Genomic DNA, 14,543 nt, shown 5'->3' with positions numbered 1-14,543 from the left:
GAGCTGCCGGCCCCGGGCGGGGCCAGCTGTCGGTCAGGCCGATACGGTGGAGGTTACGAACGCCAGAGGGACCTGCTTGCGGTCGAACTTGCGCTCCCAATTGGTCGCCAGCGCCAGGTCCGACCAGTTCGCCGAGATTGGACGGCTGGTGGTAGGGGTGCCGGTGATGGTGCTGCCAGTGAACGAGAAGCCCAGCGGGTGCACAACGAAGTTGCGACGGCTCCACAGGGTTTCGGTACCGCCACCATTGCCGCGGTCCGGGGCGCGCTCGTATTCCAGGCCGTCTTCGCCTTCAGGCTGCTGCTCTTCGTAGCCGATTGCGCCAGGGCCGAAGATGACGGAGAGGTACTTGGCAGTTGCACCGGTGCCGATCACTGGCATCGAGTCGTCTACCACGACGCGCATGCCCTGGAAGCGACCGAACTCGGGGATCTGGTCGGCCAGCGGGGTGAAGTCGATCAGGTTGAGGATCTGCAGTTCGGTCTGCACCGCCGAGTGCATTGCAATGACGCTCAGACCGCCCAATTGGCCGGAGTAGTCACCCATGGTGGCCTTGGCGCGGATGATGGAAGCAGCGTTGATGGTGCCGCCTGCATCAACGACCATGTCGCCACCGTTGGACGCTACGTTGTCGTTGTAGATGCCGATGCTGGTAGCGATGGTGCGGCGCTGGGCGACACGCTGCCAGTAGCTGGTCAGACGGCCTGCCACGAATTCCAGCGGATCCTGCTTGGTGATGTTCTTCACCAAGTTCATCGCGTTCCAGCCTTCGTTGAGGTAGGCGGCGCGCGCCTGCATGGAGGCGCTGGTGACCGACAGCGGCACCGCGATGTCGGTGTACACGTCGTTCGAGTAGTTCGACTCGATCGAGGCGTCCAGATCGACCCACCACGGAATGGTGAAGGTGTTCGATGGACTGGCCAGAAGCTGGGCCATATCCGAGTTCATCGCGAGGATGCCGGACTGGAAGAACGCGGTGCGCTCGGAGGTGTTCACGTTGATGTAATCCCGCAATTCGTCGCGGAAGATCACATCGGAGAGGATGGTTGGCATTGCTGATGTCCTTTACTTTGCCTTGGCCGCGGCGCTCAGGCGCGCGTGCTCGGCGGGGTTGGTTCGGCGGAGCTCAACGCGCTCCATGCCGCTCATTTGGTCCCACGTTTTCGCGGCCCCGCCGCTTTTGCCACCGCCGGCCCCGCCGCCAGTAGCCCTGCTTGCTGCAATCAACGGCGCCAGAGCGGCATCGTTGAACAGTTGTTCCTTGAATTCGTCGACCGTCAGCGCAGATGGGCGGCGATCGATGTCGAGCACGATCACGACAGGCTTGCCGTCGCGGATCTCCATGCTCAGGCGTGGCTCGATCAGCTGCTGCAGGACGGCGGAAGAGCCATGCACAGCAAGCTCACCGGCCAGGCGGGCAGCAGTGGCGCCCACAGTCAGCGCGTGGATCTGCGCCTGAGCAGCGGAGAGGGCTGTGTCCTTCTCGCCCAGTGCCTTGGTGTGCTTCTCGTTCCAGCTGCGCTCCAGCGCTTCGGTATCGCCGTTCTTGCGAGCGGCTTCCTCGGCGGCCAGGCGGGCAGCTTCCTCGGCCTGCTCGCGCTTGGTCTTCTCGTCCTTCTTCTCCCGCAACAACTCGTCGACCTTGGCTTTCAAGCCCGCGGTGTCTTCGGGGGCAGGCAGCCCTTCGATCACCAGCACGTAGTTTTCACCCTGGGCCTTGTAGAAGGCTTGCAGGGATGGCTCCAAAGCGTCGTAGGCGGCCTTGTCGATCAGATATTTCATGTTTGTCCCCCTGGGACTGGTGTGCCGGCTCAGCCAGCGGGTCAGATGCCTGCGCGCTCGAACGCCAAAGGCTCTAGGGCCTTCATCTGCTCGAGGTTCAGCGGTTTGAAGTTGCGGTCGAGCTGGAGCTCGGAGAATCGTTCGGTGGTCAAGCCGCCATTGCGGAACAGGGCGCCGCGGGCCTTGCCGATGGCCTGATCCTGGAATGCTGCAGGCTGCTTCTTGAGCCACTCGTAGTAGGTGAGGTCAGCACTGACCTGGCCTGGCCCGTCAGCGCCTTTCGAAGCGCGCGTGGCGCCTTGAGCGAACAACTCGCTGAGCCTGGTCACCATAACGAAGGTGGTTCGGCAGTTCGGATGGAATGGCGGCCGAGGCCCCGAATCCACCGGGAACGTCTTGCCGTCTAGCGTCCTGCAGATCTGACTGGTCTTGCTGTCGAGTGTGGCCACCAGCTCGATCCTGGTCACGATGTCGGTGTTGGCCTTGGCCGTCTCCATGCGCGCCTGGGTGGCAACGTGCTGGATGGATGTGCGCACCACCGTCGTCGCGTTGCGGTCTGTGACAGCCAGGATTCCATCTGAATACTTCAGCGCCTTGGTGCCGCGAAGGCGCTGAATGATCTGGCTGTTGGTCTGCCCTTCGAAGAATCCCTGCCGGATCGCACCGGTTACCCGGTTGCGCTCGGCAGTGGTCCAATCCTTGATGAAGGGCTCCAGAAGCTTGCCGCCATCTGCCCCACGAATGCTCAGAGGGTTGGTGAGGATCGCTGACCTGATTGCAGCCGCCGTGGGCACCACTGCTTCGACGCTCACGGTGATAGGTGCTGCCTTGGTCAGATTGGTCGCCTCGAACTGGGCCTCATAATTGGCAAGGTCCACCAGGTCAAGCGTCAGCTGATCCGTGAATCGGCCGAAGATACCCAAGAGCAGAGCGCCTACCTCGTCCAGCAGCCTATTGAGCCGCTCAATCGTGTAAGTGCTCAGGTCACCACGATTGAGCCGCTGGCGTAGCGATCGGTCGATCTCCTTGAGGAATGGGGCAAACTTCTCCACTTCCGAGGCTTTCAATCGCTCCAGAAAGACGGCGTTGCGGATCGTGGCATCAAGTATTGCCTGCTGCTGCTCCGTCATCTTCGTCTTCCTCATCATCCAGGCCCAGGCTTGCCGTTTCAGCCTCAAGCTCGCCACGGATCTGGTCGTCGGTCTTCTCTGGGTTGATCACGCCGCGATCGCGCAGGTACTGCCAGAAGTCGGCAGCCGGTAGGCGCCCGCCCTGCACAGCATTGAACAGCGCAGAGAGGATGGTCGCGTCCAGGGTGATCTGGCTGAAGTCCTGGTTGAGCTTGTACTCAGCCTCACCGGACAGGCGCATGAACTGCTGCATCCAGGCCAGGCACTGGGTGTAAGCCTCGCTTACGTTGCTGACGACCAGCGACAGCACGCTGTGCTCAGCGGCGCTTTCGTTGTCGGCCTGCGTGGCAGTCTTCACTGCGCTGCCGCGTTCGATCAGCCGGGCGCCCAGGGCAACCATCTGGCTTTCCTTGGCGTCCATGGCCTCCTTGGCCAGTGTGTTGGGTTGAGCCTGCAGCATGCCGCATGTGCCATTGGCAGGTAGCAACCACGGCGCACGCGCACCGAGGTAGATCCCAGTCTCTTCCAGGTGATCCCGCCACTGCTCGTCCAGGCCCGCCATCCACGGCTGAGGCTGACCGACCAAGTAGCTGGCCTCCTCGTAGTCGGCGCTGTTGCGGTAGTGGCCGATGTTGATCTCGGCCATGTCGTACAGCGGCGCGTCGTCAATGCTGGAATCGTTGTTCTCGCTGCCCACGAAGATGAACGGAATTACCCGCCATGGTTGACCTGCACCATCGAGCGGGGTTTGCACCTCGGTCGCCGCAGTCCAGCCACCCTCTTCGTCCCAAAGCTCCTGCTGATAGACGCCCTCATCAGTCAGGCGCAGAACCCGGTATTGGTCTTTCGCCTCAACGCCGAAACCATCCTCGGTTTCTTTGTCGACCACTTCCTTGAGCACGACCAGGCTCAGCAGGTACTGACCGCCAACCTTGCGAGCCTTCCAGTTGATGATCGACTCAGCGACGTAGCTGGCAACGGTTGGCCGGATACCGCTGGCAACGCTGTCAGCGACGCTCACAGCGCCTGATTCAACCGTGGGGTAGTCAACCAGCAGGCCGTGACGGCCAACCTCCAGCAGATGGCCAATGACGGCTTGGGACTGCTGGTAGATGCTCACGCCCTGGCCATCCACGTCCTTTGCGACGTAGTCGAGCGCGGCCGGAACAGTCAATGTCGGCCAGGTGCGGAAGACTGCACCCACAAGGCTGTTCTTCGTGCGGCCGGTGGCGTTGTAGAACACGGAACGAGCGATGTAGCTCAGGTACCGCGCCTTGTTGTCGTCCGATGTATCGCCCGGGTTTGGTCGGGGCAGGTACAAATCGCCGCGGTGCTTTACAGTTTCGGAGCCCTTGCAGACGTCACGCACCAAGCGCCAACGCGATTGGGCGCCGTCGTATTCGGTGCGTTTGAATTGGACGTCTGGCATCAGCGTGCGAATCCCATCTTGATTGATTTGACCGGCTTGCGGGCGCTCTTGGCGACAGCGAAGTACCGGAAGGCGTCAGAGCCGTGCGAGGTCCAGTCGTGAAGCGGTTTGTCTTTCCAGCAGCCACGCTTGTCGTCCCACTCCTTGCGGTAGTTTTCCAGGCACGCGATACCCTCCTCGCATTTGGATTCGTCGAACGCGCAGTGGGGAAGGATCTCGCGGACCTGCTCGATACCGTCGTTGATGCCGATCTTCGGCACCACCTGGAACGTCATGCTGTATTTCTGGCCGTCGATCTCATAGCCCTCGCGGGCCAGTTCCCGCCGGGTCTTGGCATCGCTGCCAAACTCGCGGTTGTCGATGTCGTGCGGCCCCCAGTGCTCGGAGTAGGTGTACCCCTTGTCCTTCAGCACCTTCATGTAGTGCCGCAGGCCCTCGCCGCTGTTCTCGTAGTAGTCGATGAGGTGGTACTGCTCGCCCACCTTGCGCACGAACCAGATAGCCGTGGAGTCGCTCACACCGATGTCCCAGAAGGTCATCACCGGCAGGTGTCGGTTGTCCGGGATCACACCGATGCGCTGATCGGTGTAGAGCTTGTTGAACTGCTGGGCGTAATACGCGCCCTCGATCGACTGCTGGAACGCCTCGGCCGGTATCGACGGGTATTCCCGTTTCATGTCGTCGCCCAGCGTCCGCTCTTTGGCTGCGTACCAGGCGCGCTGACCGGGGTTGGTGACAATGCCGTGCTTGGCGCAAAGCTCGTCGAAATACTTGGTCAGCCGGTCCGGGATGATCGCGGTAGAAGGGTCGAGCCAGTAGCCCTGATTCTTCCACCAGCTGAAGAAGAAAAACTTCCAATCCAGCTGACCCAGCGGGACGCCGGAAAGGTGCTGCTTCTCGGCAGCCTGGCTGTAATCGAAGAAGTAGCCCGCCCTACCCTCTGCGGTCGACTCGATCGTGACAAAGCATTCAGCGGCCACCGCCTCGAACGCACCAGTGACTATCTCGCGCGCTTTGTGCGGATACTTGGCGCAGATCTTCCCGAACTCGGAAACGTGCAGGTAGCGCAGTGTGCCGCCCCGGAACGAGGTGCTGACGTAGATCGATCCGCCCTTGCTGAACACCAGCTCGCCGGCAGCGTCGTTGCTGGCCGGGTTCGCTGCCTTGATCTCGTTCGGCAGGTTGTCGTAGGCGTACTTCACCTTCTCCCGGAACAAGCGCTTGGCGTCGTTCAGGGTGTGAGCAATCAGGGCGCACTTCGCAGACTCAAACAGTGCTGCATCCAGCTGGATGATGCAGCACTCAGTGGTGAAGCCGAGCTGTCGAGCCTTGAGGATGATGTTGCGAGTGTGGATACCCTCGAAGTACTCGACCTGCTCGTCCGTCATCCGGAAGCGGACCTTCTTGCCCTGCTTGTCCGTGATGAAGTAGAGGTTGTTCAGTCGCCAGCGCTTGTCCCGGAGCAGCTTCAGATGCTCGGGCTTCATGTCAGGCTTCCTTCGATAGCTCGTCCATCAGAGAGGCCAAGGTATCAACTGTCTTGTCGCCCTCCTCGGTGTCGAGGTTATAGGCCTGGCGTTCGCCCTTGATGACCTTGAGCTGGGCGTCGACGCCAGCATTGAGCGAGCGGGAGAAGTCGCCGAGGTTGTCTTCGGTCACTTCGATCTCTTGCAGCGCGGCGCTGAGCTTGTTTGCAATGCCACGCCACTGAGCCAAGTCGATCCGGTGAGCCAGCACGACGGCAGCAACCTTGTCGGATGCCTCATCAATTATCTCAGCTTCGGTTACCAGTGGGTCTTGGTAACCCTTTGTGGTAACCGCATCGGTAACCTTGCGCTTGGCAGCAGCACGCACCTTGTCGGTGAGGTCGCGAGCCCATCCTTCCTTCTTGGCTCGCTTGGCGATCGCTACGTGAGAGATGCTGTTCTCTTCGGCGATGGCTCGAACCGAAAGCGACCCGGCCCGGTAGGCACGTTCAATCGCCTCCCAGTCGGGTTGCTTGGTTGTCATTGGGCTACCTGTAACTATGGAAATCTGAACTTAACGCCACGCATTGCAGTGGCGACCACCTTGTCCACGTCAGGCGTCATGCCAGCCATTGCCGCGAACGCGTTCACCGCGCTGATGTAGGGATTCACCCACCAGGCGATTCTGATGGTGACGGTGATGCTGGATGCGGCCATGGATCACTCCCCCGCAGGGTCGCCTTCAAGACGCAGCTTCTTGCCGTCGATGATGAACTTCACGGTGAGCTCCACGGCGCTGCACGGCAGGCTGACGATGGTCGTGCTGGATTGGCAGGGAAGAACCTGCCCATCCTCGGTGTGAAGTGCAAATGGGCGTGCCCTGATGGTGCTGCCAATCTCCCTGCGTCTACCGATATCTTCGAGCGATGTTGTTTCAATGCTCGGCTCTACCCGCTTGAGTATCAGCTTCATGATTTTCTCCGCGCCACAAAATGGCTGTGCTGAATCTGTGGCGCGATGATGGATTACAGCAGTACCCAGGTCGCCGCCAAGACAATCATGATGACCAAAAGCGTACCTAGACACTCCAGGTCAGCTGCAAAATCCATATCGCTATCGGACTCAAGATCGGTGTGTTTATTCATGGCAATAACTCAGCATCAGGTGAATATTGCTGAGATGCTAAGGCCGAAAACGAGTTCATTTCGCTGATCCGTTCAGGACGACCGGCAAGTCATTTTTTAGAGCATTGGCCGGCCTACTGATTCGCCCGATCCACCGCTTCGGTCGCCTTGTCGACGGCCTTGCTGGCGGTGTCAGCTGCCTGGGTAGCACTGCTGGCGGCCTGCTCGACCTTCTGGGCTGCCTCTGTGGCGCTGTTGGCCAACTTGGTCAAGCGAAGGTCACGCTGCTTCAGTGCCTCGTCATACGCGTGACGAACCTGGGCGACCTGGGCGACGTAAGAGCTGGCAAGCGACCACTGAGCTGCCTGGAATCCGAGGACCAAGCCCCCAGCAACCAACAGCACCGCAATCACCCATACCTCTACGCGCCTCCACCATCGGCGGGCGATGAATTCCATTGCGCATCTGTCCATCAGTTGGCGCCTCCGAGCTGGGCACGCAGCCGCGCAATCTCGGCGCTCTGACTGGTTACCTTGTCTGTGAGTTGGGCGACCTGGCCAGTGAGGGCTTCTATCTTCCCTTCCATACGGCCAACTGCGGCAGCGAGTTCGTTACGTTCTTTGGCAAACTGATCGGCACGAGCATCTGAAGCCTTGCGGGCCTCGCGTTCGGAATCGAGCAGTTCATTCAGGCGGCGGACGGTGCCGATGTCGGCGTTGTCCATGGCCCTGTCGGTTGCGTCCTTGGACAGGAATTTGCGCAACCACAGGAATCCACCCAGCAATACGGTGCCCGTGCCGCCCAGCCAGGTAGCTGTGCCTGGGCCGAGGTCGGTTGGGTCCATCTTTGCTCCGGTACTATTGAGGCCCTCGCTGAACATGGCGATCAGAGGTTCCGAGGGATTGGGTAAATCGTAGGCACAAAAAAGCCCGGAGGTTCGTCCGGGCTCGCTGTGTTTGCCAGAGGCAAAATATTAACTATGGCGAAATGATGCCGCCAGCCGCACGGGAAGTCAAGCGGCCTCTTTCATCTGGTAAATCACTGCGGCAACTGGGCTCAGTGCAAGCCGATCCAAGTCTTCGCAGCAGTCGAATGTCAGCCTCACAACCGACTCCCAATCCCGGTCCCAGTTGAAGGATTCGAGGCGGACGCCGTACTCGGCCATCAGCCACGAACGAAACCCCTCAGGCTTGCTCAGCGGATCTTCGTTGGCCGACTGACCGCCTTGGTGCATGTAGCGGTACCGGCGCATCACGCCCTTGACCACGTACTCGAGCTTTTCGCGCTTCGCCGCGGTCATGCGCTTGGACTTCGAAACGACCATGCCGAAGACCAGGCTCTCTGCTGCCTCGCGGATATCGTCATCCCGGTTGGCGGCGTACATGAACTCTCCGAACAAGCGAACCTGCGGGTGAAGCCGGGCGATTGCGGATTGGATGTGGCCTGCCAGCGCACTGTGCATCGCGTTATTGGCTGTTGGCCCGCGCTCGGTCTTCTGCACTACCACACCCAGCTGGACGACATCTGAGGTCTGGCCGGGAGCAGGGTTGTAGGTGCAGTCATGCCAGGCCTGGCGTGCTGAGTTGATGTTCATGCTGCTTTCCCCTTGAGCTCGCGGGTCTTGGCCCGGTAGGTGGCTGTGAGCGCTTTCAATTCGTCGATCATGTACTTCTTCGGCTCATGTGGGCCTTCCAGCCACTCCACTGCCTCAAGGCCGATCTTCTCGATCAGGCGAGGCCGGTATCCCAGCAGATTCCCGGACTGGCCCATGTTGCAGTTGCGGTTGCACTGAAGATGTACGTTCAATGGCTCAAATCTGAGCTCTGGAGCCGCAGCAGTTGTGCGGTAATGGCCTGCACAGTACTGCACGTCCGCCGTGGTGCCGCAGCTGATGCAGGGCTGCCCTGCGTCTCGCTCGCGAATCCACGCATTGAAGGCCTGTTGCGTGTCCTTGAGGTGATCTGCCCTGCTCTTCAGCTTCTCCTTCCGAACCTTGATCTCGCGGCGCTCGCGCTGCTCAATGGCCTTGCGTGCCCGATCCTGATTCGCCGGTGCGATGGCCAGGCCGCACGCCCACCCACAAACCTTCTGCCCGATCTGGGCCGGTATGAACTGGATTGCGCAGGCCGGATTGGCGCAGGTCTTCTTGCGGCGTTCTTTGATGGCGGTGCGCATCAGTACCGACCTCCCCAATGATCCTTGGCCGTCCACCGCACCTGATGCTCGCCGCCGAACGCCTCAACCCAGTCCAGAAGCTCGGCGCACTGCTTCACGGTCAGCTTGCTGGTGCGCTCGTAGATCACGTCAAAGCCATGACCGTCGACCGCAGGGATCATCTGGGGCTTGTCGCCCGACTCGCGCAGCCAGGCAGCAGTCAGAAGGCGCTTCCAGATGAGCACGTCCCATTTCTTGCCTGCGTGCTCGACCTGGCTCGCAATGTCGGTGAGACGCGCGTGGAGCAGCTTGTTCTGCTCGCCACTGCGGTCCAGGTCCTTGATCACGATCTTCTTGGGTTTGGTGAAGTCGGTGCCGTCGAGGAAGCCATTGAGCCGGCTGGTGTCAGCGCGGCTGCGCATGATGATCTCAGTCATGGCCGCACTCCTTGCCCATGCCGGCATCGATGGCGTCACGAAGCGTTGCGAACGGACCATCGATTACCCATCGGTTACCCTCGTGGACATCCGTACCGTAGGCCTCGCATTCCATCTCCAGACGATCCAGGCGGGCAGCATCCTTGCGCAGAGCCTCGACCTCGGCCTTGAGGCGCGCCATTTCCTGGGCAGCGCTGAATGCTGCATTGCAGATCCATTCGATCGGCGAATTACCGGTATGCCCGGGCCAGGGCGAGTCTTCATCGTTCCATTGATCGGTATGGTGGAAGGACTTACCGGCGCATGCTATGGCCGACAGGATCAGGTCGACCTCAGTCTGGCCAGTCTCGTTGAAGCTGTAGTAATAGGCGTCCATCCGCAGATTTTCATCGCTCATGGCGTCACCTGCAGGCCAGCGGCCTCAACGGCCTCGATCGCCATTTCACGAATTTCATAGGACGTCGTGCCGCCGCAGCAGTCGTATTCGCTCGGCAGATCCACCACCAGAGACGCTCGTGATGACAGCCAGCCCCACCAGGCATGTTGAACTCGGTCATCGCGATAAAACCCATTTGTGGGTGCGCCAACCTGATTGACTCTCAGCAGAGATGCGGACGGCCAATCTCGCTGCACTGCGCGCTCGAACTCATCACGCATCTTGTCGTTGCCCATCACTTCACCTCCGCCATAGGCCAGATACTGCGAGCCGTGGCCAGGGCCTCGGCGTAATCCATCGGTTCTCCGCCCATGCGAAATGGGTTGTAGCCCAGGACGGTTACTTGCCAGCTGCGCTTGGTCATGGGCGGGCCTCCAGGGTTTTGAACCAATGCCCATGGCAAGGAGTTGTTCTGGCCCACTCGAAATTTCCACCGGTGAGCGTTATCCATTCCTTGCAGCCCATAGCCTCCGGCTCGTCTTGAAACCAATACCACTCCCCGTCTTCATCCTGGGCAAGCCATTGCGCCCACTCTGGCGCATCAACCCAATGCGGCTTAGCCATCACGAAGCCCTCTTCCCAAATTTCGCCATCAGCAACGCACGCGCCGAAGCGCCGTCTGCTGGTATGCCCTGCTGAATAATCCGCGCCTGCGCCTGCCGATCTGCTCGCTCGTTGGCCAGCTCAAGCTCGCTCTTCTGGCTGTCGTGGCCGATGCCGGTCAGGATCTTGCCGTCGAGTGGCTGGCCGTCTTGGGCGCGGCGTAGGATCACTTCGTAGTTGCGGTCGAAGCGCTGGCGCAGCCCCTTGTCGTCCTGCTTGGCGCCGCGCAGATCGAACAGGCCGGTGGCCTTGGCTGCCAAGTGGACCGCTTCATGGCTGTAGGTGCCCATCAGCGCTTCGATCCATGCGTCAGCCACTGGCGGCATGCCGAAGTCTTCCGGGCTCGGCTTGCACAGGGCAATGAACTCGCCGACGCTCGGGGCGAATGGCTTCTTGGTCTTGCGGCAGTTCTGGATGCCGAACTCGATCTGCTCGAGCGAGCGGATACCCTCGGCGGCGAAACCCTTGATCCACTCTTCCTTGGCCGCGTTCAGCGCTTCGGTCGATGGCCACGCCTGGCGCCAGGCCGGAAAGATCCCGCGCAGCTTGCGGAACAGCGCGTTGACGACCTCGGTAGTTTCCGGAGAGACAGGGATCGCCTGGGTGGGCTCGACCGCCGGCAGATTAGTGGCTGCTGCCATCAGCTGGTTCACGGACTTCATGTCTTCACCACAAGACCGTCAGCCCATGAGGTGTCGTCGAAGTCAGGTTCGTTGCTCTGGCGGGCCGGGAACGGCCGGATGTTCGAGGCGGCGGCGCGGTTGCGGTCGTTCAGCACCCACTTGACCAGCATCTGCACCCATTCGGCCTGGGTATTCACCTGGCCGCGCGGCTCGTAATGAGCAGTGAAAGCGCGGCGCGCCTCTTCGGTGAACAGGTTCAAGGCCACACCCGAGTGCACGGCATAGGTCTTGAGCAGCTTTTGATCAGGCGCCCAGTCGAGGGTCATTTCGCTGGGCATGCGGGGGTCGACAGCTTCGTGCGCAGAGAGAGGGTTTTGATCTTCTCTTCTCTTCTCTTCTTTAGGTAACGCATTAGTAACGCTGCCAGCGTTACCTTTGGTTTTGTGAGAGGCGACCCTTTTGGCCGTCAAAGCCCGGTTCTTGGCGGTCTTGCCGTTGTGTCGATCAAAGTGAGGCAGGCTGATTCGGCCGTCGCACTCTTCCATCCAGCCAACCGATTTCATGTGATCGCAGAATCCGGTAACGCCCACGGCACGGTCGAGTAACTTTTTGCTAACGCTAGGAGCGTTACCTTTTTCGGTTTGTTGGTCGAACCATGCCCAAATGCGCATGAGCTTTCCCACCACCGCATCGGGATCAATATCGGCCAGGTCTGCTATCTGCGCTACCTCGGGCTTGTCCATAGTGGTGATTTCGAATTTGATCCAGTCTCCGGCCATTACGGACGTCCTTTGCCGATCAGATCGGCAAGCTCAAGGAAGCGATCCACGTACCAGTGAGGTTGCGTCTCGCGGGGTGATTGGGGGCTGGTGAGGTTCTTGCCGTAGCGCAGGCCCTTATCAGTGATCGACCAGAAGTGGACGGTTTGCTGACGGGAGTTTTTGCGCTGCATGGTTTTGAGGAAGCCGGCAGCGGCCAAGGCGTGATTGAAGGTGGCGGCCGTAGTGGGCAGGCCGTGATCCTTGATCAGCGCCGTGACCGCTTTGGTAGGCATGGAACCGCCGGCAGTGGCATCAGGTGCGGCGTCGATGGCATAGCCGGGCAAGAACTTCGGGTTTAGGCCGTTGTTCTCGGCGATCTTGGTGAGCATCAGCATCTGGCTTGATGGCGCAGGCTTAAGCAGGCGCGTGAAGCATTCGAGAATCGCCAGCTCGCCGATGACCTTGGTGCCATTGGCGTTGACGACCTGGCGGGCTCCTTCCTGCTGCTCAAGCTCGGCCCAGCGGCGGATCACAGCACGACGCAGCTTGGCACTGTAGCCCGTCAGCAGTGTGTCGGTCAGCTCACGGTCAAGGCGGTACTCGACCTGCTCACGGTTTTGGCCGTCCAGATAGATATGCTCAAAACTGAGCACATCTTCTTTCAGCTCAACCAGCATCGCGACAATGTCGCGCTTCACGTTGTTGTGGCGTTTCGCCGTAACAGTGGCGATCTCGCGCGAAGACATCGTGCGCGCCACATTTCCCGAGCCTGCGTTTTGTGGCGCGGGATGGGTATTGCTCATCTGCATTTGTGTGTGCATACTTACCTCACTCGTTACAGCATTAAGCCGGGCCGCAATCCCGGCTTTTTTGTGCCTGAAATTCAGGCAGCTCTTACCGACGCATCCATCACGTCCAGGCTCTCCCGAATATGCGAGATCTCGCGGCGGATCGTCGATTTGTCGAACTGGCAGACATGGCCATCTTCCAGTGCCGAATGAACAGCGATGGTCAGGTCGGCGAACTCCTTGCCAACGCTGATCATTGATTTGGTAAGTTCCTGAGGCTTGGGCGCTTGCTTGGCCACCAGCTCAAAGCCGAACTCACCTGCCAGGGTTTCCAGCGGGCGCATGTCACCGCTGTGCAGCAAAATGCCGAACAGGTGCTCGATGGTCAGGTGGTGGGCGTCGTTGTCTGGGTTGGCGCGCTGCAGCAGGCTGACATGGCCCAAGCCCATCTTCGCGGCAAGCGTCTTCGCTTCGTTATCCAGAACAGCGGCCTGGGTGGCGCGCAGAAAGTTTTCCATGCGTAAAACCTCGTTACTGTTTCAGTGGTGGCGCAGTGCCAACACGTCGAAAATGGGTCCATCAACTGATCAAGAACGTATCCATGACCGACTCATCTGAACTGCAGGGCGAGGTAGCCGCCCTTCGCTGCTTTGTGGCTGCCTTGGCAACCACCCTTCCCCTTTCGTCTCAGCTTCGGCTTTGGCCGGCGTTTGAATCTCTTGCCGATATGGTCAGGGACGGTCTTGATCGGGATGCTGCTCAAGGCTTCGAACGGACCACGGTTTCCCTTAGCTCCAGGCGAAGCGCTTCCGCTTAAGCCGCAGAAAGCGACTCGCTCGGATAAAGGTCTGGGCGTAGTTCGTGGCGGGAAATGCCGGTGGCTCTCTCTACGGTAAGTACGCGCTCTGCTGGAATACGGCCGGTTGCACACCACCGCTGAATGTTCTGAGGCGTGCAGCCGAGAACGCGGGCAAGAGCGGATTGGCTTCCTGCTGCTTCAGCTGCACGCACGGCTGCGTTCTGGGTCATGTCTGCCTCTGTCGGAAGAATTACAACCCAAAGTTACAACAAAGCCCGAAAACCTACAAGGCAAAATTGCAGTGAACACTACAACTGCCGGTTGTATCCTTCGGCACATGAAAACTACTGGCGAACGAATCGCTGCATCCCGCGAGAACAAAGGGATGAACCAATCTGAGCTAGCCCGGAAGCTAGGTGTATCCCCGCAATCCGTGCAAGCGTGGGAGGCGAACAAGAACACTCCTCGCCAACAGCGACTGAAAGCGATCGCCGAGGCGTTGAACGTCACCTCTTCCTACTTGATAGGCGAGTCCAGCGTTCCGCATATTGGCTGGGCTAATGTGGAAGAAGGTCCTCCCATCACATCACCCATTCGAAGGATCGATATCGTGGGCACCGCACAGCTTGGCCAGGGCGGCTACTGGATCAATCTGGAGCTTGCAGAAGGATTTGTAGAGACATACTCCCGTGATGAGGATGCCTATGCCCTTCGCTTGAAGGGTGATTCGATGTCGCCGGCGATCCGCGATGGCTGGGTTGCCGTATGCGAGCCCAACCACCGCCTGGTCCCAGGTGAGTATGTGATGGTGACCACAACCGACGGGCAGAGCATGGTCAAGGAGCTGCTGTTCGAGAACGACGAGGCGGTCAGCCTCATGTCGGTCAACTCGGCCTACGGCGAGCGCCGGACCATCCCGCGCAAGGAGATCGACCGCATCCACTACGTGGGCAATATTCTAGCGCCAAGTAAGGTTCTAGGACGCTATTGAGCGGCCAACCACGGCTGTGA

23 protein-coding genes are annotated in these 14,543 nt (G+C 60.0%); 1 reads left to right on the top strand and 22 read right to left on the bottom strand.

Annotated elements, in window-relative coordinates; genetic code table 11:
• Positions 1 to 33 precede the first annotated feature (33 nt).
• From BLV18_RS07775 to BLV18_RS07675, 22 genes are all read right to left on the bottom strand, one after another.
• Positions 34 to 1,053: a hypothetical protein gene (locus BLV18_RS07775; RefSeq protein ID WP_090357489.1), complete on the bottom strand. Its 1,020-nt coding sequence runs from the start codon at positions 1,051 to 1,053 to the stop codon at positions 34 to 36.
• Between the two features lie 12 nt (positions 1,054 to 1,065).
• Positions 1,066 to 1,782 (bottom strand): hypothetical protein, encoded by a 717-nt coding sequence (locus BLV18_RS07770; RefSeq protein ID WP_244156818.1) that lies wholly within the window; start codon positions 1,780 to 1,782, stop codon positions 1,066 to 1,068.
• A 41-nt stretch (positions 1,783 to 1,823) separates the two neighbouring features.
• Positions 1,824 to 2,912 carry a phage head morphogenesis protein gene (locus tag BLV18_RS07765; RefSeq protein ID WP_090357488.1) on the bottom strand — a complete coding sequence of 363 codons (1,089 nt, stop codon included), beginning with the start codon at positions 2,910 to 2,912 and terminating at the stop codon, positions 1,824 to 1,826.
• Positions 2,884 to 4,341, bottom strand: coding sequence for a DUF4055 domain-containing protein (locus BLV18_RS07760; RefSeq protein WP_090357486.1), 1,458 nt, complete (start codon positions 4,339 to 4,341; stop codon positions 2,884 to 2,886). Before BLV18_RS07760 ends, BLV18_RS07765 begins: the two co-directional genes overlap by 29 nt.
• Positions 4,341 to 5,828 carry a terminase large subunit gene (locus tag BLV18_RS07755; protein WP_090357484.1) on the bottom strand — a complete coding sequence of 496 codons (1,488 nt, stop codon included), beginning with the start codon at positions 5,826 to 5,828 and terminating at the stop codon, positions 4,341 to 4,343. The genes BLV18_RS07760 and BLV18_RS07755 overlap by 1 nt, the downstream gene beginning before the upstream one ends.
• Position 5,829: 1 nt before the next feature.
• A complete protein-coding gene (locus BLV18_RS07750; RefSeq protein ID WP_090357481.1) occupies positions 5,830 to 6,351 on the bottom strand; it encodes a hypothetical protein in 522 nt (173 codons plus the stop codon).
• Between the two features lie 14 nt (positions 6,352 to 6,365).
• Positions 6,366 to 6,524, bottom strand: coding sequence for a hypothetical protein (locus tag BLV18_RS22325; protein WP_167375916.1), 159 nt, complete (start codon positions 6,522 to 6,524; stop codon positions 6,366 to 6,368).
• A gap of 3 nt (positions 6,525 to 6,527) precedes the next feature.
• A complete protein-coding gene (locus tag BLV18_RS07745; protein ID WP_244156817.1) occupies positions 6,528 to 6,779 on the bottom strand; it encodes a hypothetical protein in 252 nt (83 codons plus the stop codon).
• Positions 6,780 to 7,065: 286 nt separating this feature from the next.
• The gene (locus BLV18_RS07740) at positions 7,066 to 7,404 is read right to left on the bottom strand and encodes a hypothetical protein (RefSeq protein WP_090357478.1); all 339 of its coding nucleotides are present in this window, start codon (positions 7,402 to 7,404) and stop codon (positions 7,066 to 7,068) included.
• Positions 7,404 to 7,775: a DUF3450 domain-containing protein gene (locus BLV18_RS07735; RefSeq protein ID WP_090357477.1), complete on the bottom strand. Its 372-nt coding sequence runs from the start codon at positions 7,773 to 7,775 to the stop codon at positions 7,404 to 7,406. The genes BLV18_RS07740 and BLV18_RS07735 overlap by 1 nt, the downstream gene beginning before the upstream one ends.
• Positions 7,776 to 7,943: 168 nt before the next feature.
• Positions 7,944 to 8,525, bottom strand: coding sequence for a hypothetical protein (locus tag BLV18_RS07730; RefSeq protein WP_090357475.1), 582 nt, complete (start codon positions 8,523 to 8,525; stop codon positions 7,944 to 7,946).
• Entirely contained in the window at positions 8,522 to 9,106 is a 585-nt protein-coding gene (locus tag BLV18_RS07725; protein ID WP_090357472.1) for a recombination protein NinG, read from the bottom strand. The genes BLV18_RS07730 and BLV18_RS07725 overlap by 4 nt, the downstream gene beginning before the upstream one ends.
• A complete protein-coding gene (locus BLV18_RS07720; protein ID WP_090357469.1) occupies positions 9,106 to 9,522 on the bottom strand; it encodes a recombination protein NinB in 417 nt (138 codons plus the stop codon). Before BLV18_RS07720 ends, BLV18_RS07725 begins: the two co-directional genes overlap by 1 nt.
• Positions 9,515 to 9,919 carry a hypothetical protein gene (locus BLV18_RS07715; RefSeq protein WP_090357467.1) on the bottom strand — a complete coding sequence of 135 codons (405 nt, stop codon included), beginning with the start codon at positions 9,917 to 9,919 and terminating at the stop codon, positions 9,515 to 9,517. The genes BLV18_RS07720 and BLV18_RS07715 overlap by 8 nt, the downstream gene beginning before the upstream one ends.
• Positions 9,916 to 10,194, bottom strand: coding sequence for a phiTE_015 family protein (locus BLV18_RS07710; protein ID WP_090357465.1), 279 nt, complete (start codon positions 10,192 to 10,194; stop codon positions 9,916 to 9,918). The genes BLV18_RS07715 and BLV18_RS07710 overlap by 4 nt, the downstream gene beginning before the upstream one ends.
• The gene (locus tag BLV18_RS22585; RefSeq protein ID WP_279626300.1) at positions 10,194 to 10,322 is read right to left on the bottom strand and encodes a hypothetical protein; all 129 of its coding nucleotides are present in this window, start codon (positions 10,320 to 10,322) and stop codon (positions 10,194 to 10,196) included. Before BLV18_RS22585 ends, BLV18_RS07710 begins: the two co-directional genes overlap by 1 nt.
• Positions 10,319 to 10,522 (bottom strand): hypothetical protein, encoded by a 204-nt coding sequence (locus BLV18_RS07705; RefSeq protein ID WP_090357462.1) that lies wholly within the window; start codon positions 10,520 to 10,522, stop codon positions 10,319 to 10,321. Before BLV18_RS07705 ends, BLV18_RS22585 begins: the two co-directional genes overlap by 4 nt.
• On the bottom strand, positions 10,522 to 11,223 hold the full coding sequence (locus tag BLV18_RS07700; RefSeq protein WP_090357460.1) for a replication protein P: 702 nt from the start codon (positions 11,221 to 11,223) through the stop codon (positions 10,522 to 10,524). The genes BLV18_RS07705 and BLV18_RS07700 overlap by 1 nt, the downstream gene beginning before the upstream one ends.
• Complete coding sequence (locus BLV18_RS07695) at positions 11,220 to 11,963, bottom strand: DnaT-like ssDNA-binding domain-containing protein (RefSeq protein ID WP_090357458.1); 744 nt, start codon at positions 11,961 to 11,963, stop codon at positions 11,220 to 11,222. The genes BLV18_RS07700 and BLV18_RS07695 overlap by 4 nt, the downstream gene beginning before the upstream one ends.
• Entirely contained in the window at positions 11,963 to 12,691 is a 729-nt protein-coding gene (locus BLV18_RS07690) for a Rha family transcriptional regulator (RefSeq protein ID WP_208598879.1), read from the bottom strand. Before BLV18_RS07690 ends, BLV18_RS07695 begins: the two co-directional genes overlap by 1 nt.
• 137 nt (positions 12,692 to 12,828) lie before the next feature.
• Positions 12,829 to 13,251, bottom strand: coding sequence for a phage regulatory CII family protein (locus BLV18_RS07685; RefSeq protein WP_090357454.1), 423 nt, complete (start codon positions 13,249 to 13,251; stop codon positions 12,829 to 12,831).
• A gap of 295 nt (positions 13,252 to 13,546) precedes the next feature.
• Entirely contained in the window at positions 13,547 to 13,744 is a 198-nt protein-coding gene (locus BLV18_RS07675) for a transcriptional regulator (protein WP_279626297.1), read from the bottom strand.
• On the opposite strand from BLV18_RS07675, the gene BLV18_RS07670 reads away from it, so the two are divergent.
• On the top strand, positions 13,657 to 14,523 hold the full coding sequence (locus BLV18_RS07670) for an XRE family transcriptional regulator (protein ID WP_279626296.1): 867 nt from the start codon (positions 13,657 to 13,659) through the stop codon (positions 14,521 to 14,523). The genes BLV18_RS07675 and BLV18_RS07670 overlap by 88 nt on opposite strands.
• The last annotated feature ends 20 nt before the right edge of the window (positions 14,524 to 14,543 follow it).

The organism is Pseudomonas coleopterorum, from assembly GCF_900105555.1.
In the GTDB taxonomy this organism is placed as follows: domain Bacteria; phylum Pseudomonadota; class Gammaproteobacteria; order Pseudomonadales; family Pseudomonadaceae; genus Aquipseudomonas; species Aquipseudomonas coleopterorum.
Note: the sequence above shows the minus strand (reverse complement) of the source record. Positions and strands in the feature narration are given on the sequence as shown.